Below are 16,730 nucleotides of genomic sequence, written 5' to 3'. Positions count from 1 at the left end.
TGGGCCAGTGACAATCGGCGCCACTTTAGTATCCTTCGCAAATCGGGCCGTAACATGCGGCCCATCATGTATAAGAAAAACGCCATGAGCGAACGAACGACTTCTGCAAGCTGGGCGATGGGGATTGTCAAAGCGCTGGAGATGGACGGCCTGGATTGCCGGGTTCTGTTCAAGCAACTGGGGCTCGATTACGCAGCGCTGGATGATCCGGATGCGCGTTTCACGCAAGACTCCATGACCCGGCTCTGGCAACGTGCAGTCGACTTGTCCGGTAACCCGGCGATCGGCCTGAACATGGGCAAGGTGGTCCGACCGGCCTCGTTTCATGTCGCCGGTTATGCGCTGATGTCGAGCAATACCCTGGCCGAAGGTTTTCAACGGCTGGTGCGCTATCAGCGCATCATTGCCGAAAGTGCGGACCTGAGTTTTCGTTTGCTCGATGAAGGTTACGGGCTGATTCTGACCGTGCATGGCGATCACCTGCCGCCGACCCGGCAAAGCGCCGAAGCCTCGCTGGCCTGCGCACTGGCCCTGTGCGGCTGGCTCAGCGGGCGCCCACTGCACCCGGTCAAGGTGCTGCTGCAGGGCGATCAACCCGCCGACCTCGAACCGTATAAACAAGCCTTCCACGCGCCGCTGGTGTTCGGCGCGCCGTACGACGCGCTGATTTTCAAGCGCGCCGACATGGAAGCGCCGCTGCCCACCGCCAACGAAGCAATGGCGCTGTTGCATGATCGTTTTGCCGGGGAATATCTGGCGCGGTTTTCCGAGAGCCGCGTGACGCACAAGGCACGGCAAGTGCTGTGCCGCTTGCTGCCGCAGGGCGAACCCAAGCGCGACACCGTGGCGCAGACCCTGCATCTGTCGCAGCGCACCTTGCAGCGTCGCTTGCAGGAGGAGGGCACCAGTTTTCAGCAATTACTCGACGACACGCGCCGCGAACTTGCCGAACAGTACCTGGCGCAACCGAGCATGACCTTGCTGGAAATCGCCTACCTGCTGGGCTTCGCCGACCCGAGCAATTTCTTTCGCGCCTTCCGCCGCTGGTTCGACACCACGCCCGGTGATTATCGGGCGCGGTTGCTGCAAGCGCCGAACGCGGTCAGTGACGCCAAAACGCCGGAATACACAGCACAAACACCGTAATGATCTCCAGTCGGCCGAGCAGCATGCCGGCCGACAGAATCCACTTGGCCGCATCCGGCAGGGTGGCGAAGTTGCCGGCCGGGCCGATGGTTTCGCCCAGGCCGGGGCCTACCCCGGACACGGTGCTCGCCGCGCCGGTCAGCGCAGTCATCCAGTCGACGCCGAGCAACGACAGCAGCAAGGCGATCACACAGATAGTGATGGCGAAGAAGAACGAAAAAGTCAGGATCGAGCGCACGATCTCTTCGTCGAGGCGATGACCGTTGTACTTCTGCTTGATCACCGCTCGCGGGTGAATCAACTGATTGAGGTTGGACTTGAGCAGGATATAGGCGACCTGAAAACGGAAAATCTTGATCCCGCCCGCCGTCGAGCCGGAACAGCCGCCAACAAAGCCCAGGTAGAAAAACAACATCAGCGAAAAGTTGCCCCACAGGCTGTAGTCGCCGAGGGCGAACCCGGTGGTAGTGACCACCGACGTCACGTTCAGCGCTACATGGCGCAGAGCTTCGAGCCAGTGCAGCTTGGTGGTCCACCAGTACCAGGTGCCGAGCACCAACCACGTCACCAGCAACATCGCCAGCAGCCCCTGCACTTGTTGATCGCGGATCAGCGCCTTGCGATTGCCGCGCAACGTCGCCACGTACAGGGTGAACGGCAGGCTGCCAAGGATCATCACCACGACCGCTACCCAATGCACCGCCGGCTGCGTCCATTTCGCCAGCGACTGGTCGGAGGTGGAAAAACCGCCGGTGGAAATCGCCGACATCGCGTGGTTGATCGCATCGAACGGGCTCATCCCTGCCCACCAGAACGCGAGGCTGCCGAGGATGGTAATGCCAACGTAAGCCGCCACGATCAGCCGCGCCACCATGTGCGAGCGCGGCATGACCTTTTCCGAGCGGTCTGAAGATTCGGTCTGGAACAGGCGCATGCCGCCGATGCGCAACAGCGGCAGAATCGCCACCGCCATGCCGATAAAGCCGATGCCGCCGATCCAGTGCAGCATTGAGCGCCACATCAGGATGCCCGGCGACATGGTGTCGAGGCCGTTGAGCACCGTAGAACCGGTGGCGGTAATGCCTGACATGCTCTCGAAAAACGAATCGGTGTAGCTGATGTGCTGGGTCAGCAAGAACGGCAGTGCGGCAAAAATGCACACCACCAGCCAGCTGCTGACCGTCAGCAGATACATGTCTCGCGGGCGCAGGTGAACGTGTTCCGGACGGCCGGGAATCACCAGTGCGAGGCCGGCGACGAAGGTGATCATGCTCGCCCAGAGGAAGGACGGCAGGTCGCTGGTGCGCTCGAAAATCACCAGGGTGGCCATCGGCACGACCATGGCCACAGCCAGGGTAATCAGGAAAATGCCGATGATGAAACCAATGGTCCGTAAGGTCGGCAACGCCATGAAATCCGCTCGGGCTGATGGAAGAAGGGCGCCATTCTACCTGCGGGGCAGGGCATGTAAACCGGCAGGCGCTGCACAGTTAAAGCTAGAATAGCCGCACATTTTTCAAAGGAGGTGGCCGATGCAGGCTCTCGACGCGTTGCTCAACCGTGTTTCCGTTCCCCGACTGGTCGAACCGGCCCCCACTGCCGAGCAGCGCGAAGCCCTGTTTGGCGCCGCCCTGCGCGCGCCGGATCACGGGCATCTGCAGCCGTATCGTTTCCTGACCGTCGAAGGCGCCGCGCGTGAGCAAATGGGCGAGTTGCTGGCCGAGGCTGCGCAAATGCAGGCAGGCGAAGTCACCGAAGCGATGATCGACAAGGCCCGCAACGGCCCGCTGCGTGCACCGCTGGTGGTGGTGGTGATTGCGAAACTGCAGGAGCACGTCAAATACCCCAAGGCCGAGCAATTGCTCGCCGCCGGGTGCGCGGCGCACGGGATTTTGCTGGCGGCGTATGCGCAGGGGATTGGTGCGGTGTGGCGGACTGGGGATCTGGCGTATTCCAGTCATGTGGCCAAAGGCTTAGGGCTGGCAGAAGGCGAAGAAGTCATCGCATTCTTGTACCTTGGCACGCCGCAGAAAGAGCCGCGTGTGGCTGAGAAAGTTGATCTGAGCGAGTTCGTCAGCGCCTGGCCTGGTAACGCCTGACATTCGCGATCAAATGTAGGAGTGAGCCTGCTCGCGATTGCGGTGTGTCGGTCAATTTTTTATCAACTGACACACCGCAATCGCGAGCAGGCTCACTCCTACAGAGTTTGTTCAGGGCTGGACGATAATCCCCGGCACCAACGGCAATTCCAGACTCGCCACAAACCCACCCTGCGGATGATTCGCCAACACCAGCGTGCCGCCATGCCGCTCCGCCGCCCGCTTGGCAATCGCCAGGCCCAACCCATGCCCCGCCGCCGTCTGCCCCGGCGCCCGGTAAAACGGCTCGCCCAACTGACTCAGATGCTCAGCCTGCACCCCCGGCCCATGGTCGCGCACGCTGATGACGATCCGCTCGCCCTGACGCGAAGCCTGCAATTCAATCGGCTGCTCCGGCGGGTTGAAGCGCTGGGCATTGCGCAGCAGATTATCCACCGCACGCTCGATCATGGTCGGCCAGCCTTTCAGATGCAGTTGCTGCTCAGCTTCGAGACGCACGGTCTGCTCCGGTGAGCCCAGTTGCGCATCCTTCTGCAAGGCGCCGAGCAGCGCATTCAGGTCCACCTCTTCCGCACTGGCGTTGTCGGCATCGACCCGCGCCAACACCAGAATCTCACTGATCAAGGCTTCGAGCCGATCACATTCGCGGGTCAGCCGTGGCCAGAGCTTTTCCCGTTCTTCAGGGCTTGCTCGTTCCGCCAATGCCAGGGCGATGCGCAGCCGTGCCAGTGGTGAACGCAGTTCGTGAGAGACATCGCGCAGCAGTTGGCGCTGGCTGCTGATCAGGCTTTGCAGGCGCGCGCCCATGCGGTTGAAGTCGGTGGCAAGGACGCCGAATTCATCGCGGCGGTTGGCCAGTTTGGCCAGGCTGTTCTGCTGATAAGTGGTTTGCCCCAGATCATGCACCGCGCCACGCAAGCGGCTGAGCGGGCGGGTGATCGAGAACGTCACCAGCAGACTGAACAGCGTCAGCACCACCAGTGCAATGCCCAGCGCACTCAGCGGCCAGAGCAGGCTTTCGCGGTGCCAGGCGTCGAGTTCCGGGTGCGGGATGCGGTAGATGAACAGGTAGGTATCACCGGTTTTTTCACTGGTGATCTCATCGGTCAGACGCCGCCACGGCAAGCGGCGGTCGTCGTTGTTCTGCCGCGCTTCGAACGCGGCGGCACGGCGTGGGAAAGTGCCGCGTACGACCGGGTCGCCGGTTTCATTGAGCACTTGAACGTCGATGTGATACTGGCGCTTGCGCTGTTCGAGGATGTTCTGCGCGGCCTCTTCGCCTTGGGCTTCGTAGGTTTGCGTCCATTCACTGGCCAGCGTATTGAGGCCGGGATGGCGGCTGAGAATCCACGCGTCCTGGTTGAGCATGTGCCCGAGCAGAATCGACAGCCCCGCGACCAGAGCAATCGCCAGCCAGAAGCTCGCGAGAATACGCCAGAACAGTGAACGCACAGAAACTCCTCAAAAACACACAAAACCCAATGTAGGAGTGAGCCTGCTCGCGATAGCGGTGTATCAGCCAATTCATACTTGTCTGATACACCGCTATCGCGAGCAGGCTCACTCCTGCATGTGGATCGTTGAAAACAGGCCCGACGGGGTCAGCCGTCGGGCCCAAGGTCAAACCATTATTGCGCCTTTTGCGCCTGCTGCGCTTTCCACGCTTTGAACTCGGCCCACTCGGCACGGCGTTCAGCGCGCTTTTTCTGGATCTCGTCGAACTGCTTCTGTTGCTCCGGCTTCAGCAGGGCGCGGACATCGGACTCGGCTTTCTTGTGGTTGGCCGCGATCTCGTCCTTCATGGCCTTCTGGTCCGCTGGCGAGAGTTTTTCCAGGTACTTGTCGACCACTTGCTTACGCTCGTGCATCTGCTCGCCCATGATCTTGCGAATCTGCTCGCGCTGTTCGCGGGACAGATCGAGCTGACTGTACGGGCCCTTGCCGTGCATGCCGCCGTGCATCTGACCGCCGTGACGCGGACCGTCAAGCGGGCCACCCATCGGACCGCCATCCTGCGGCATGGCCATGGCGACGGTTGGCAGAGCGGCAGCGAACATCAGAGCGATAAGAGTCTTGCGCATGGTGTATCTCCTTGTCTCGTTCCCGGTACGTTCCGGATGAGTGCAGATTACGCAGATCAAGGTCAGCGGCGGTCAGTACAGCGTAAAGCTTGGGTAAAGACGATTTGTCATTGAGCTGACAAACACCCATGTGAACGACCCGCGAACCAATGTGCTTCCGAAGGCTGCGATCTTTTGATTTGAGACGGGGGATGCTCCGCGTCGAATGAGTCTGCTGCCAAGCAGAGCGTGGTAACAAAGGACATCACTCGGATTGTTGAGAGGTCTTCAAAGTCAGGTAACATCTGCTCATGGTGAAATTCAAAGGAGAGAAACGATGGCAGGAAAGCCGGTCGCAAGGCTCGGAGACCCAGGGAGTCACGGCGGGAATATCAGCACTGGGTCCAGTCCAATTTTTGTTAATTCGATACCCGTAGCTTTGGTTGGAGATCTTTATTCCTGTCCAATTCACGGCAGCAATCCCATAACGACCGGCGCTCCCCATGTTTTCGGTTTGGGGAAAGATGTCGCCCATGTTGGCTCCCTGACGGCATGCGGAGCGACAATCACTGCTGGATCGCCCGACACCTTCGTCGGTGAGTCTGGTGGTGGCGCTCCCACAAGCTTCTTCTCGCAATTCTTGAAAGAAAAGACTTTCGTTGAGTTTCAGTTGCTTAACGAAAGAGATGAGCCTATCGCCAACGAGGCGTATGAATTGACGCTCCCCGATGGCACCTTGTTGACAGGCTTGCTTGACGAAAATGGCTTTGTGCATGTTGCAAATGTTCCCAGGGGAAGTTGCAGCATAAAGTTTCCGAAACTTGAAGATACGGAACATCTTTAATGGTTCAGCCCACTCAATCTACTAGCACAACACAGTCAGCAAAGAACACGGGCGTGTCAGGGAAAACAACGAAGACTAACCAGGTGGTCGTGTCTGGTGCCTATATGGAAATACTGGTGGGAGGCCCTTACACTCGCGATAAAGAAGAACATCCTTTCGGACACGCAGCTTTACATGTCGTGGTCGGTAGCAAAGATATCACTTACGACTTTGGCCGGTATGGTAAGACATGGGGTACGTTTGATAGCGAGGGTGAGGGCGTGCTGAATGTCTGGACTTCTTTCAAAGCTTATATCTCTGGTGAAAATAGCTTAGGGCGTACCACGACAGGTTTTGTTTATTTTTTGGATAACGCAAAGGCTGAGGCTGTGATCGCTCATTTCGATGCTGTTATCGCTCAGCAAAAAGAGCAGAGGAGAAAAACATCGTCGTCAGCACGTTATGTCCTTCCTTCAAACTATCACCCGACCACGTATAACTGCACAACAGTGACGATTGCAGGTGCAAAGGTTTCGGGTAAGTCAATTGTGTATAACCCTTCGAAATATAACGAAATGCGGGGTCTTTCTTTCATCGAACGGCAGGCCGCGCGTACGCAAAGTAGTCCGCAGGATGGAATCTTCATGCCTGCGGACTTACAAGCCATGCTCGAAGCGAATTCTGAGGCACCCTATGATAAGAAAAACGTTTACAAATAAGCGACTCGGTTTATGGCTGGCGGCAGCTTTATCCGTCAATGCGATTTTTTTGGCTTTTCTGATTTTTGATGATAACGCGAAGGGGCACGATATGAAGATGATAAAAACTAAGGAGCCGTTGCTGATCGAGGGCCCAAACGGCGACGAGAATTACTACGTGCTGCCGCAAGGTACTACTTTATATCACGATAAAAGCTTTCCTGAAGGGCATGATCGTTATGTGGTGTATCTCAATCATAAGGGCACGATTGCCCACGAAGAAGTACCGATGAAGCCTGAGTATGGCGGTTCTTTCATTGATCCGCTCTGGCTGGCAAATGTTGATACGGATACTTTGAAAGAAGTTTTCAAGCGTTTTCCACTTTCCAAAAAAGACATTGCCGCTGCCATTAAGGCTAACGAGATAACCAAGGACGATTTGGCCGACATTATTCGTTCGATGCCCGATTGACCACTGCAAACCCACCGACGGCTCCATTCCCATACAGAGCGTGGAAATGATCATGTCCCCCTCTGTAGGAGTGAGCGTGCTCGCGATGGCGGTGTGTCAGACAAGAATGTGTTGACTAACACACCGCCATCGCGAGCAGGCTCACTCCTACAGGGCGCAAGTCTTATAGGCTGTAGTAGTAACCCCGACTACGCAACGCAACGATCCGCGGCCGGCCGTCCGGGTGAGGGCCGATTTTCTTGCGCAAGTTGCTGACATGCATATCGAGGCTGCGGTCATACAGCGTCAGCTTGCGGCCAAGGGCGATCTGCGCCAGCTCCTGCTTGTCCAGCGGCTCGCCAGGCTGCTTAAGCAAGGCTTCGAGCAAGCGGCTTTCAGAAACGGTGAGGGTCTGTTCTTTTTCATCGATGCTGACCACACCGCGCACCGGGCTGAAACTCAGGTCGCCAAGTTCAAGCTGCGTCGACACCGCGGCCGGGTGACTGCGGCGCAACACGGCGCGCAGGCGGGCGGTCAGTTCGCGCGGATCGCAGGGCTTGGCCAGATAATCGTCGGCGCCCAGCTCCAGACCGAGGATGCGGTCCAGCGGCTCGCCGCGGGCCGAGAGCATCAGCACCGGCAGATCGGCGTGGTCGTTGCGCAATTGCTTGAGCAGTTCCAGACCGCTGCCGTCGGGCAGCATCACGTCCAGCACCACCGCCGCCGGAGCGGTTTCGGCCAAGGCCTTGCGGGCACTCTGACCATCGTGGCAGGCGCGCACCTGGAAGCCTTCCTGGCTCAACCAGCTACTCAGGAGTTCACACAACTCCTGGTCATCATCAATCAATAACAGCTCGCTCATGACTCACTCAATTTAGCCATTGCCGACGTTTTCGGCTTGCTCCACTGGCAAAGATACCGCAGAGCAGCGCCAATAGCGCTACCCCGGCGCCCGTGACGAACCACTGTTGCTGATCGGTCAGCAGACGCGGCAGCGGACTGGCCTGCGCTTCCTTGAGTTGCAGCTTCAGGCGCTGGTTCTCCTGGCGCAACCGGGCAAGCTGGGCGCTTTCACGGGTGTTGTCGGCATTTTGCAGTTGTTTGCTCAGTTCTTCTCGTTGTTGCTCGCTGGCCTTGAGGCGCTGCTGCAACTCGGTGATCTGGCTGCCGGCGCTCAGCGAAAATGGCGTGGAACTGCCGCCATCAGTGATTTCCTCACCATGGGCGGGCGCCATGATCGACAACGTGACCCACATCAGACACAACGGACCCTTGCGCATCGCGACACCTGTTTGCAATGGATATTGGGCAGGTTGTCGGCAGGCAAACGAGAATAATGAGCGATTGAGAACGCGATGAACCGACAAGGTTCACCGCGTGGGGGCAGGCTTAAGGCAGGACTTGCTTGAACGGCTTGACCACGATATTGGCGTAGACGCCGGCAGCGATGTACGGATCGGCGTCCGCCCAGGCCTGCGCGGCGCTCAGCGACTCGAATTCGGCGACGATCAGGCTGCCGGTGAAACCCGCAGCGCCCGGATCATTGCTGTCGACCGCCGGGTGCGGGCCAGCGAGCACGATGCGGCCTTCGCCCTTGAGCGCTTGCAGGCGTTCCAGATGCGCCGGGCGCGCGGCGAGGCGGGCTTCGAGCGAGTTGGCGACGTCGGTGGCAATGATGGCGTAGAGCATGTCAGTCCTCGGTTTTTGGTGTTGTGGTATCGGCGTCGTGCAGGTGACGCGACAGGTAAATGCCCTGTGCGACCAGGAACAGCACGGTCATGCCCAGGCTGCCGAACACCTTGAAGTCGACCCAGATGCTCTGGAAGGTGAAGGCGACGAACAGGTTGGCGGCGCCGCAGAACAGGAAAAACCCGATCCAGGCGATGTTCAGGCGTGTCCAGACCGGGTCCGGCAGGGTCAGCGCGTGGCCCATGATGCGTTTGATCAGCAGGCGGTCACCGATGAAGTGGCTGCCGATGAAGGCCGCAGCGAACAGCCAGTTGACCACCGGCGCCTTCCATTTCAGGAAGGTTTCGCTGTGGAAGGCCAGCGTCAGGCTGCCGAACACCAGGCAGGCGATCAGGGTCAGCCATTGGCTCTTTTCCAGCTTGCGTTGCTTGATGAACAGCGCGCCGTAGACCACCAGGGAGCTGATGATCAGCATCGCCGTGGCGCTGTAGATACCGCCTACGGTGACTTGCTGGCCAGCGATATCGACGACCCGTGGATCAAGTTTGTAAACGATGAAAAACAGCAGAAGCGGGATGAAATCGATGAATTGTTTCACAGTGAGAGCCAGAAGCTGGATGTGGCGGCATAATAACAAACATATGGGCGCGCGATAGCGCCAGCTGATTTGAGGTTACAACTCCCCGTGAATGTCGATTTGCACTGCCACAGCACGGCCTCCGATGGCGCCCTGGCGCCTGCGGTTCTGGTTGCGCGTGCGTTTGAAAACGGCGTGCAAGTCCTGGCGTTGACCGACCATGACACCCTTGAAGGCCTCGCCGAAGCGCGCACGGCCGCCACTGAGCTGGGCATGCAACTGATCAACGGCGTCGAATTGTCCTGTACCTGGGGCGGGGCGACCATTCATGTGCTGGGCTACGGTTTCGACGTCAACGCCGCGCCGTTGGTCGAAGCGATCGCCAGATTGCACGATGGTCGCTGGCTGCGGTCGGAAGAAATAAGCCGCAAACTCGCCCTCAAGGGCATGCCCGGTGCCCTCGACGGCGCCCGGCAGATCCAGCAGGAACTGGGTGACAGCGGCAACGCGCCGGCCCGTCCGCATTTCGCCGACTGGATGGTGCGCGAAGGTTACGTCAAGGATCGCGCCGAGGCATTTCGCAAATGGCTCGGCGCCGGCAAGCTCGGTGACGTCAAGCTGCACTGGCCGACACTGGAAGACACCGTCGGCACGCTGCGCGCCGCCGGTGCCTGGGTCAGCCTGGCGCACCCGTGGCACTATGATTTCACCCGCAGCAAGCGCCGCAAGCTGATTGCCGACTATATTCAAGCGGGCGGGCATGCCATTGAAGTGGTCAATGGCTATCAGCCTGCGGAACAGGTGGGCAGCCTGGCGATCCTTGCCCGTGAGTTCGGTCTGCTGGTCAGCGCCGGCAGTGACTTCCATGGCCCTGGCGGCTGGTCCGAGATCGGCCAGTACCGGCCGGTTCCCGAGGACCTTCCACCCCTGTGGTGTCGGTTCAAACATGACCCAGTTATTGCCGCCGTCTGAACAGGTAGAGAATGTGAGTCAATTTTTCCAGATACATCCGGAAAACCCGCAAGCGCGCCTGATCAAACAGGCGGTCGAGATCATCCGCAAGGGCGGGGTGGTGATCTATCCCACGGACTCCTCCTACGCGATCGGTTGCCAGATCGGTGACAAGACCGCCATCGAGCGCGTGCGCCGGTTGCGTCAGCTCGACGAGAAACACAACTTCGCGCTGATCTGCAGCGACCTGTCGCAATTGGGCAACTACGCCAAGATCGACACCGGCACGTTCCGGATCCTCAAGGCGCATCTGCCGGGCCCGTACACCTTCATTCTCAACGCCACCCGCGAAGTGCCGCGCCTGTTGCTGCACCCGAAAAAGCGCACCATTGGCCTGCGCGTACCGAGCCATCCGATCGCGCTGGCGCTGCTGGCCGAACTCGGCGAGCCGCTGATGAGCGTGACGCTGATCATGCCCGGCGATGAAGACCCGCTCAGCGATCCGTACGAAATGCGCCAGTTGCTCGAGCATCAGGTCGATTTGATCATCGACGGCGGTTTCGGCGGCATCAAGGCGTCCACGGTGATTGACCTGACCGGCGACGACCCGGAAGTGGTCCGCGTCGGTTGCGGCGACCCGACGCCGTTCATGGTCGAGGCCTGAATGTCCGCAGTGGAAACCGTCGTCGATCCCCAGGCCGGCGCCCAGCAGGAACTGCCGTTTGCCATGGTCTATGGCCAGGCAGTCATGGAAATGCCGCTGGATCTGTACATTCCGCCGGATGCGCTGGAAGTCTTCCTCGAAGCTTTCGAAGGCCCACTCGACCTGCTGCTGTACCTGATCCGCAAACAGAACATCAACATCCTCGACATCCCGGTGGCGGAAATCACCCGCCAGTACATGGGTTATGTCGAGCTGATGCAGTCGGTGCGTCTGGAACTGGCCGCCGAGTATCTGGTGATGGCGGCGATGCTCGCCGAGATCAAATCGCGCATGCTTCTGCCGCGCGCCGAAACCGTCGAAGACGAAGAGGACGACCCGCGCGCCGAACTGATTCGTCGCTTGCAGGAGTACGAACGCTTCAAGGCCGCTGCCGAAGGCATCGATGGCCTGAGCCGGGTCGGTCGCGATGTGATCGTGCCCAAGCTGGATGCCCCGGAAGCGCGGGCGCGCAAGCTGTTGCCCGACGTGGCGCTGGAAGAGATTTTGATGTGCATGGCCGAAGTGTTGCGCCGTGGCGACATGTTTGAAAGTCACCAGGTCAGCCGCGAAGCGCTGTCCACCCGCGAGCGCATGAGCGATGTGCTGGAGCGGCTCAAGGGCGGTGGTTTCGTGCCGTTCGTCGAGCTGTTTACCGCCGAAGAGGGTCGCCTCGGTGTGGTGGTGACCTTTATGGCGATCCTTGAACTGGTCAAGGAATCCTTGGTCGAGCTGGTGCAGAATGAGCCGTTCGCCGCGATCCACGTGCGAGCCCGAGCCGAATAACGAGTCCTTGTATGAACCTGACTGAACCCCGTGAGCTGGCGCCCCTGCTTGAAGCCTTTCTGTTGGCCTCGGGAAAACCGCAATCGCTTGAGCGCCTGTATGAACTGTTCGAAGAAGGCGAGCGGCCGGAGCCGGCGGTCTTCAAGAAAGCCCTGACTTTGCTGGGCAAGTCCTGCGAGGGCCGCGCCTTCGAACTCAAGGAAGTCTCGTCGGGTTACCGCTTGCAAATCCGCGAAAAATTCTCGCCGTGGGTTGGCCGACTCTGGGAAGAGCGCCCGCAGCGTTATTCGCGCGCCTTGCTCGAAACCATCGCGTTGATCGCCTATCGCCAGCCGATTACCCGTGGCGAGATCGAAGACGTGCGTGGTGTGGCGGTCAACAGCAACATCACCAAGACCTTGCTCGAGCGTGAGTGGATCCGCGTAGTCGGCTACCGCGACGTGCCGGGCAAGCCCGCGATGTTCGCCACCACCAAGGCGTTTCTCGATCACTTCAACCTGAAGAACCTCGAAGACCTACCGCCGCTGGCCGAACTGCGCGAGATGGAGGCCGAACCAGTCCTCGATTTCGACGACGCGCCGGTGCCGCAGAGTCTGCAGGAACTGGCCGATGCCAGTGCTGAACCGGAGGAGGAGAAGGAAGAAACCAGTTTCCACAGCCTGCTGCTGGAGCTGGACAGCATGGAGGAGGGGATCAAGACCGACTTCGATGATTTGCTGCGCGATGGGGCTGATGTTGACACATCGATCAGCGAGCCCGAGCTGAGCGAGCCGACCTTTGACGTTGAACCAGAAGCCGAGCTTGAAGCCGAAGCTGAAGACGACGTTCTGGGTGTTGCCGAAGCCCGTGAGAAACTCTTGGCCGCCGTCGCCGCCCTCGAACCGCCGGAGCCCGAGCTCAGCGAAGAAGAAGCCGAAGCCCGCGCACTGGCCGAAGCCATCGAGGCCGAACGGCGCGAGTTCGAGGACTGAGCCCATTTAAAGAACACCGCCGTCCCCTGTAGGAGTGAGCCTGCTCGCGATAGCGGTGTGTCAGTCGACATCTCCTTGTCAGACACACCGCTATCGCGAGCAGGCTCACTCCTACAAGGGATTTGTGTGTTTCTGGAGACAGCGATGAGTTCCACCAAAGACCCCTGCATCAGCCTCTGCAAATTCTCCGACGACATCTGCCTCGGCTGCGGCCGCAGCAAGCGCGAAATCAAGGCCTGGAAGAAACTCGACAAGGACGACAAGCGCACCGTGCTCGCCGAAGCCGCGTTGCGCCTGATCAAACTGCGCGGTGCCGGTCGGCGGAAAAACAAATAACCTGCGCTCGATCAGCTAGTCTCTGATGCGCAATCCCGTACATCCGCGTATGATTCGCGACCCTTCGCCGATCCCTTCGGCCCGAAGACCAGATTCCAATGCTTCAGGCGCCGCCTGAACAGACCACACCGGGAGGTGCCCAGATGAGTGACATCAATCAGAAAGACGACCAGGAAATCGGCCCGGCAGGCGAAAAGCTGCAGAAAGTCCTCGCCCGTATCGGCGTAGGCTCGCGCCGTGACGTCGAATCCTGGATCAGCCAGGGCCGCATCAAGGTCAATGGCAAAGACGCCACCCTCGGCCTGCGCGTCGACATGCACGACGCCATCACCATCGATGGCAAGGTGATCAAGCGCGAAGAAGCCGCCGAGTCGGTCCGCCGCGTGATCATGTACAACAAGCCCGATGGCGAAATCTGCACCCGTGACGACCCGGAAGGCCGTCCGACCGTGTTCGACAAGCTGCCGCGTCCGAAAGAAGGCCGCTGGATCAACATCGGTCGTCTCGACATCAACACCACCGGTCTGCTGATGTTCACCACCGACGGTGAACTGGCCAACCGCCTGATGCACCCGTCCTACGAGATGGACCGTGAATACGCCGTGCGTGTACGCGGTGAAGTCGACGACGAGATGATCGAGCGTCTGAAAGCCGGCGTGGTGCTGGAAGATGGCCCGGCGCGTTTCACCGACATTCAACAGGCCCCGGGCGGCGAAGGTTTCAACCACTGGTACCACTGCGTGGTCATGGAAGGGCGCAACCGTGAAGTGCGCCGACTGTGGGAATCGCAGGGTCTGGTGGTCAGCCGCCTGAAGCGCGTGCGTTTCGGTCCGGTGTTCCTCAATTCCGACCTGCCGATGGGCCGCTGGCGCGAAATGAGCCAGTACGAAGTCGACGTGCTCAGCGCTGAAGTCGGCCTGACGCCGGTGGCGATGCCGCAGTTGAACGCCAAGAGCAAGGACAAACTGGAACGCATGCAGCGCAAATCGTCGCGGCCGATGGCCAAGACCGAGCGCGTGCGCACCCTGCGTCCTGCCGCTGGCGCACCTACCGCGCCGCGCCCAAGCCGTGAGCCGCAGATCGAAGGCGAGCGCCCGGGTCGCAAGCCGGTCGCCCGTGACGGCGAGCGCGCTCCGCGTCCAGCCAACGGCCGTACCGAGCGTGGCGAAGGTCGTGCACCGGCCGGTCGAGGCACGCCAGTGGCGGATCGTCCGGCGGACGCCACCAACAAGCGCCCGGCCAAACCGGCGCCGAAGCGTCCGGGGATCAAACTGGTCGACGGCGACAAGCCCTCGGGCAAGCGCCGCGGCGCACCGGCAGGTTCGGGTCAGCGTCCGGGGTTTGGACGCAAGAAGCCGGAGTAATCGGGTTTAGTGCCGAATGAAAAAACGCCAACCGCAGGGTTGGCGTTTTTTTTCATCTGGCGAAAGTGTGCGGTGGCTGGGAAATAGCTATCGCGAGCAGGCTCACTCCTACAATTTGAAATGCGTTCCCCTGTAGGAGTGAGCCTGCTCGCGATGGCGCCAGTGGCCTCACACAAACCCAGGATCAGAAGACAAATCGCCCATCGAATACTGGTTTGTCATCCAGCGCCAACACCCCGCCGGAGAAAATCAGGTCCAGGTGATGACTGCCCTTGGCTCCACCACCCAGCCCAAGGTGCAACCCACAATGCCGCTCTTCGAACCCGGCATTGCGCGCGTACAAATCCTTCACACCTTCGTTGGTGCCAATCCCCAGTTCTTCGATGCGTCGGTTCGACGGGTTGGCGTCGAGGTATTTGTTGAAATCATGCTCCAGCCCCGGCACGTCGGTGGCGATGCGGCTGATGGTCGAGTTCTCTATCCACAATTCCAGCGGCGATTCCAGTACGCCGTACTTGCGCGCAAACGGAATGGTGCTGAGAAAGGTGCCCTTGAATTTCACGTGGCCGTTGATGGCTTCGCTGTGCGTGGCGATTTCACCGGGAGCCAGGTCGAAGTTGCCGACACCGTTGATGTCGGTCCATTTCTTGATGCTGCTCAGCGGGGTTTCGAACCATGAGCCGTCATCGTCCTTGAAGCTCAACGTGGTCGCCTGGGACATTCGCTGGATCAAATGACTGTTGAGGCCGGCGATGCGCTGCGGGGTGACGCTGAAGGTGTCGTAGAAATAATCGCCGTAATCCTTGAACAGCAGCGACTTCTTCCAGTTTTCCGCCATCACCGCTTGCAGCGCGCGGACAAATTCCGGGCCGTCGGGGCGCGGGTTGGGCAAAGTCGAAGAGTCATAGAAGAAAATGTACAGATCGCTGTCGGCAATCGCCTCGGCCAGCGCTGCGGTGCTTTCCAGATCCAGGCGGCAGGCGCTGAAACGAAAACGTGGATGTTCGCCGGCCTGTTCGGCGATGGCGCCGGTCAGGGCTTGGTAATCGGCGGTGTGGCCGAGCAATACCTTCGCCGAATCGAGGCCGGCAAGGGCAGGGTGGTGTTCGAGGTAGTAAAGGAAATGCGAGATGGCGCGGGGCTTATCCATGAGTCCTCCCTGACTGACCGGGAAATGAAGCGGCAGGCACGACCGGCCGGACCGTGCCTGCCCGGGATGTCTTACAGAGGCCACATCGCCGTGCCGAACGGCACGACCGCGTCGGCTTGCATCATTTCCACGGCGGCCTCATGGGTCGGTGCTTCAAACCATTCGTCCAGTTGCAGTTCGGTATCCAAGTCTTTTTCCAGTGCTTGCATGGTCGATCTCCTAGATGACTTTCACGGTTTATGACTGGCCGGTCGAGGTGGCCGACGAGTCGTGAGAAACCTAGTTCAGCTAATTTTGTAATGCAAAAAATTATCCATTTAATTTTTAAATAGACTTTTTGTTCTGTTTTTAACGGCGGTTTTTCTTATTTGAAAACAAAAAACTAGCCTGCGTATTTCAATAGCAAGCTAGCTACCGTCAATTTGCAGACGTCTGACAGAATGTTCTGGAATGGAAACTTTACGTTACGCATTGTCAGAAAATATTTACGAAAATCCGCACCAGGTCGCCTGAATGGCGAGCAAGCGAAGCGCTGTAAGGAAAACCTGCCGAACGCCGGCCTGCCGGGTGCCGCGCGAGGCTCTGGCGCGCTTGTTTCAGCGGCGTTTGCAAGGTGATATGCGGCCCATGCCTGTCGTGCAGGCGCATAACAAGAAGGAGGCGCAATGAACGCCGTGACTGATCTCCACCTCACTCCGTGGGACGGTTTTTTCCTCGTCCTCGCCGATGGTCTGCAAAGGCCTGACTCATTTTTTGCAGCCGCCCGAACCTCTCGGGGCGGACACACGCAATCCCGGCAACCGACACGCTGATCCAGCGGAGTCTGGCAGCAGGGGGTTAGCGGTGTACAATGCGCCGCGTTTTAACTGTGACCCTCTGCGTAATCGCGCAAATCTCAAGGCTACCCGCCTTGTTCACTCCGTCGCGCC

The 16,730-nt window shown here is 59.5% G+C and carries 20 protein-coding genes; 11 read left to right on the top strand and 9 right to left on the bottom strand.

From position 1 onward, the window contains the following. Positions 1 to 84 precede the first annotated feature (84 nt). Positions 85 to 1,146: an AraC family transcriptional regulator gene (locus J3P75_RS20390; RefSeq protein ID WP_203421175.1), complete on the top strand. Its 1,062-nt coding sequence runs from the start codon at positions 85 to 87 to the stop codon at positions 1,144 to 1,146. On the opposite strand, the gene J3P75_RS20385 is transcribed toward J3P75_RS20390, so the two are convergent. Then, entirely contained in the window at positions 1,103 to 2,557 is a 1,455-nt protein-coding gene (locus tag J3P75_RS20385; RefSeq protein WP_090282303.1) for a TrkH family potassium uptake protein, read from the bottom strand. The two genes, J3P75_RS20390 and J3P75_RS20385, sit on opposite strands and share 44 nt — an antisense overlap. Positions 2,558 to 2,678: 121 nt before the next feature. Here J3P75_RS20385 and J3P75_RS20380 point away from each other — a divergent pair, with 121 nt between their 5' ends. Beyond that, entirely contained in the window at positions 2,679 to 3,245 is a 567-nt protein-coding gene (locus J3P75_RS20380) for a nitroreductase family protein (RefSeq protein WP_203421176.1), read from the top strand. A 111-nt stretch (positions 3,246 to 3,356) separates the two neighbouring features. Here J3P75_RS20380 and J3P75_RS20375 read toward each other — a convergent pair whose 3' ends face one another. Then, positions 3,357 to 4,697, bottom strand: coding sequence for an ATP-binding protein (locus J3P75_RS20375; protein ID WP_434707956.1), 1,341 nt, complete (start codon positions 4,695 to 4,697; stop codon positions 3,357 to 3,359). Between the two features lie 176 nt (positions 4,698 to 4,873). Continuing rightward, complete coding sequence (locus J3P75_RS20370; protein WP_090282306.1) at positions 4,874 to 5,326, bottom strand: Spy/CpxP family protein refolding chaperone; 453 nt, start codon at positions 5,324 to 5,326, stop codon at positions 4,874 to 4,876. A gap of 316 nt (positions 5,327 to 5,642) precedes the next feature. Between J3P75_RS20370 and J3P75_RS20365 the strand changes: the two genes are divergently transcribed. Genes J3P75_RS20365 through J3P75_RS20355 form a run of 3 tightly spaced genes read left to right on the top strand, consistent with a single transcriptional unit; the run spans position 5,643 to position 7,298 of the window. Beyond that, positions 5,643 to 6,149: a PAAR domain-containing protein gene (locus tag J3P75_RS20365; protein WP_434707955.1), complete on the top strand. Its 507-nt coding sequence runs from the start codon at positions 5,643 to 5,645 to the stop codon at positions 6,147 to 6,149. Beyond that, entirely contained in the window at positions 6,149 to 6,847 is a 699-nt protein-coding gene (locus J3P75_RS20360; RefSeq protein ID WP_434707954.1) for a hypothetical protein, read from the top strand. Before J3P75_RS20365 ends, J3P75_RS20360 begins: the two co-directional genes overlap by 1 nt. Next, complete coding sequence (locus J3P75_RS20355) at positions 6,822 to 7,298, top strand: hypothetical protein (RefSeq protein WP_434707953.1); 477 nt, start codon at positions 6,822 to 6,824, stop codon at positions 7,296 to 7,298. The genes J3P75_RS20360 and J3P75_RS20355 overlap by 26 nt, the downstream gene beginning before the upstream one ends. Before the next feature lie 163 nt (positions 7,299 to 7,461). Here the strand turns inward: J3P75_RS20355 and J3P75_RS20350 are convergent, their stop codons facing one another. From J3P75_RS20350 to J3P75_RS20335, 4 genes are all read right to left on the bottom strand, one after another. Further along, the gene (locus J3P75_RS20350; RefSeq protein ID WP_208938276.1) at positions 7,462 to 8,139 is read right to left on the bottom strand and encodes a response regulator transcription factor; all 678 of its coding nucleotides are present in this window, start codon (positions 8,137 to 8,139) and stop codon (positions 7,462 to 7,464) included. A gap of 7 nt (positions 8,140 to 8,146) precedes the next feature. Then, complete coding sequence (locus tag J3P75_RS20345) at positions 8,147 to 8,557, bottom strand: translation initiation factor 2 (RefSeq protein ID WP_090282308.1); 411 nt, start codon at positions 8,555 to 8,557, stop codon at positions 8,147 to 8,149. 109 nt (positions 8,558 to 8,666) lie between these two features. Continuing rightward, entirely contained in the window at positions 8,667 to 8,966 is a 300-nt protein-coding gene (locus tag J3P75_RS20340; RefSeq protein WP_434707952.1) for a YciI family protein, read from the bottom strand. Position 8,967: 1 nt separating this feature from the next. Next, complete coding sequence (locus J3P75_RS20335; protein ID WP_208938274.1) at positions 8,968 to 9,564, bottom strand: septation protein A; 597 nt, start codon at positions 9,562 to 9,564, stop codon at positions 8,968 to 8,970. A gap of 87 nt (positions 9,565 to 9,651) precedes the next feature. On the opposite strand from J3P75_RS20335, the gene J3P75_RS20330 reads away from it, so the two are divergent. The 6 genes from J3P75_RS20330 (at position 9,652) to rluB (ending at position 14,651) form a co-directional block, all read left to right on the top strand. Then, a complete protein-coding gene (locus tag J3P75_RS20330) occupies positions 9,652 to 10,515 on the top strand; it encodes a PHP domain-containing protein (protein WP_434707951.1) in 864 nt (287 codons plus the stop codon). Between the two features lie 13 nt (positions 10,516 to 10,528). Further along, positions 10,529 to 11,158: an L-threonylcarbamoyladenylate synthase gene (locus tag J3P75_RS20325; protein ID WP_016771124.1), complete on the top strand. Its 630-nt coding sequence runs from the start codon at positions 10,529 to 10,531 to the stop codon at positions 11,156 to 11,158. A gap of 123 nt (positions 11,159 to 11,281) precedes the next feature. After that, the gene (locus J3P75_RS20320) at positions 11,282 to 11,980 is read left to right on the top strand and encodes a segregation and condensation protein A (protein WP_172828192.1); all 699 of its coding nucleotides are present in this window, start codon (positions 11,282 to 11,284) and stop codon (positions 11,978 to 11,980) included. A gap of 11 nt (positions 11,981 to 11,991) precedes the next feature. Next, positions 11,992 to 12,951 carry an SMC-Scp complex subunit ScpB gene (scpB, locus tag J3P75_RS20315; RefSeq protein WP_434707950.1) on the top strand — a complete coding sequence of 320 codons (960 nt, stop codon included), beginning with the start codon at positions 11,992 to 11,994 and terminating at the stop codon, positions 12,949 to 12,951. Positions 12,952 to 13,095: 144 nt separating this feature from the next. Further along, a complete protein-coding gene (locus tag J3P75_RS20310; protein ID WP_090282312.1) occupies positions 13,096 to 13,287 on the top strand; it encodes a DUF1289 domain-containing protein in 192 nt (63 codons plus the stop codon). Positions 13,288 to 13,430: 143 nt separating this feature from the next. Next, complete coding sequence (gene rluB / locus J3P75_RS20305) at positions 13,431 to 14,651, top strand: 23S rRNA pseudouridine(2605) synthase RluB (RefSeq protein WP_434707949.1); 1,221 nt, start codon at positions 13,431 to 13,433, stop codon at positions 14,649 to 14,651. A 184-nt stretch (positions 14,652 to 14,835) separates the two neighbouring features. Here rluB and J3P75_RS20300 read toward each other — a convergent pair whose 3' ends face one another. Together J3P75_RS20300 and J3P75_RS20295 are read right to left on the bottom strand one after the other, a co-directional pair. Continuing rightward, positions 14,836 to 15,801: a leucyl aminopeptidase gene (locus tag J3P75_RS20300; protein ID WP_203421184.1), complete on the bottom strand. Its 966-nt coding sequence runs from the start codon at positions 15,799 to 15,801 to the stop codon at positions 14,836 to 14,838. Positions 15,802 to 15,872: 71 nt separating this feature from the next. Then, positions 15,873 to 16,010 (bottom strand): hypothetical protein, encoded by a 138-nt coding sequence (locus J3P75_RS20295; RefSeq protein ID WP_003222780.1) that lies wholly within the window; start codon positions 16,008 to 16,010, stop codon positions 15,873 to 15,875. Positions 16,011 to 16,730 lie beyond the last annotated feature (720 nt).

This window comes from Pseudomonas sp. R1-1 (genome assembly GCF_051132135.1).
Taxonomy (GTDB): Bacteria; Pseudomonadota; Gammaproteobacteria; order Pseudomonadales; family Pseudomonadaceae; genus Aquipseudomonas.
This window is presented reverse-complemented; position numbering and strand designations above follow the sequence as displayed.

What these genes read in the sequence shown, in the direction of transcription:
- scpB (WP_434707950.1), top strand. Translation starts at nt 11,992, where the DNA reads ATGAACCTGACTGAACCCCGTGAGCTGGCGCCCCTGCTTGAAGCCTTT.
- J3P75_RS20370 (WP_090282306.1), bottom strand. Translation starts at nt 5,326, where the DNA reads ATGCGCAAGACTCTTATCGCTCTGATGTTCGCTGCCGCTCTGCCAACC.
- J3P75_RS20355 (WP_434707953.1), top strand. Translation starts at nt 6,822, where the DNA reads ATGATAAGAAAAACGTTTACAAATAAGCGACTCGGTTTATGGCTGGCG.
- J3P75_RS20390 (WP_203421175.1), top strand. Translation starts at nt 85, where the DNA reads ATGAGCGAACGAACGACTTCTGCAAGCTGGGCGATGGGGATTGTCAAA.
- J3P75_RS20345 (WP_090282308.1), bottom strand. Translation starts at nt 8,557, where the DNA reads ATGCGCAAGGGTCCGTTGTGTCTGATGTGGGTCACGTTGTCGATCATG.
- rluB (WP_434707949.1), top strand. Translation starts at nt 13,431, where the DNA reads ATGAGTGACATCAATCAGAAAGACGACCAGGAAATCGGCCCGGCAGGC.
- J3P75_RS20385 (WP_090282303.1), bottom strand. Translation starts at nt 2,557, where the DNA reads ATGGCGTTGCCGACCTTACGGACCATTGGTTTCATCATCGGCATTTTC.
- J3P75_RS20365 (WP_434707955.1), top strand. Translation starts at nt 5,643, where the DNA reads ATGGCAGGAAAGCCGGTCGCAAGGCTCGGAGACCCAGGGAGTCACGGC.
- J3P75_RS20380 (WP_203421176.1), top strand. Translation starts at nt 2,679, where the DNA reads ATGCAGGCTCTCGACGCGTTGCTCAACCGTGTTTCCGTTCCCCGACTG.
- J3P75_RS20350 (WP_208938276.1), bottom strand. Translation starts at nt 8,139, where the DNA reads ATGAGCGAGCTGTTATTGATTGATGATGACCAGGAGTTGTGTGAACTC.
- J3P75_RS20300 (WP_203421184.1), bottom strand. Translation starts at nt 15,801, where the DNA reads ATGGATAAGCCCCGCGCCATCTCGCATTTCCTTTACTACCTCGAACAC.
- J3P75_RS20295 (WP_003222780.1), bottom strand. Translation starts at nt 16,010, where the DNA reads ATGCAAGCACTGGAAAAAGACTTGGATACCGAACTGCAACTGGACGAA.
- J3P75_RS20310 (WP_090282312.1), top strand. Translation starts at nt 13,096, where the DNA reads ATGAGTTCCACCAAAGACCCCTGCATCAGCCTCTGCAAATTCTCCGAC.
- J3P75_RS20340 (WP_434707952.1), bottom strand. Translation starts at nt 8,966, where the DNA reads ATGCTCTACGCCATCATTGCCACCGACGTCGCCAACTCGCTCGAAGCC.
- J3P75_RS20360 (WP_434707954.1), top strand. Translation starts at nt 6,149, where the DNA reads ATGGTTCAGCCCACTCAATCTACTAGCACAACACAGTCAGCAAAGAAC.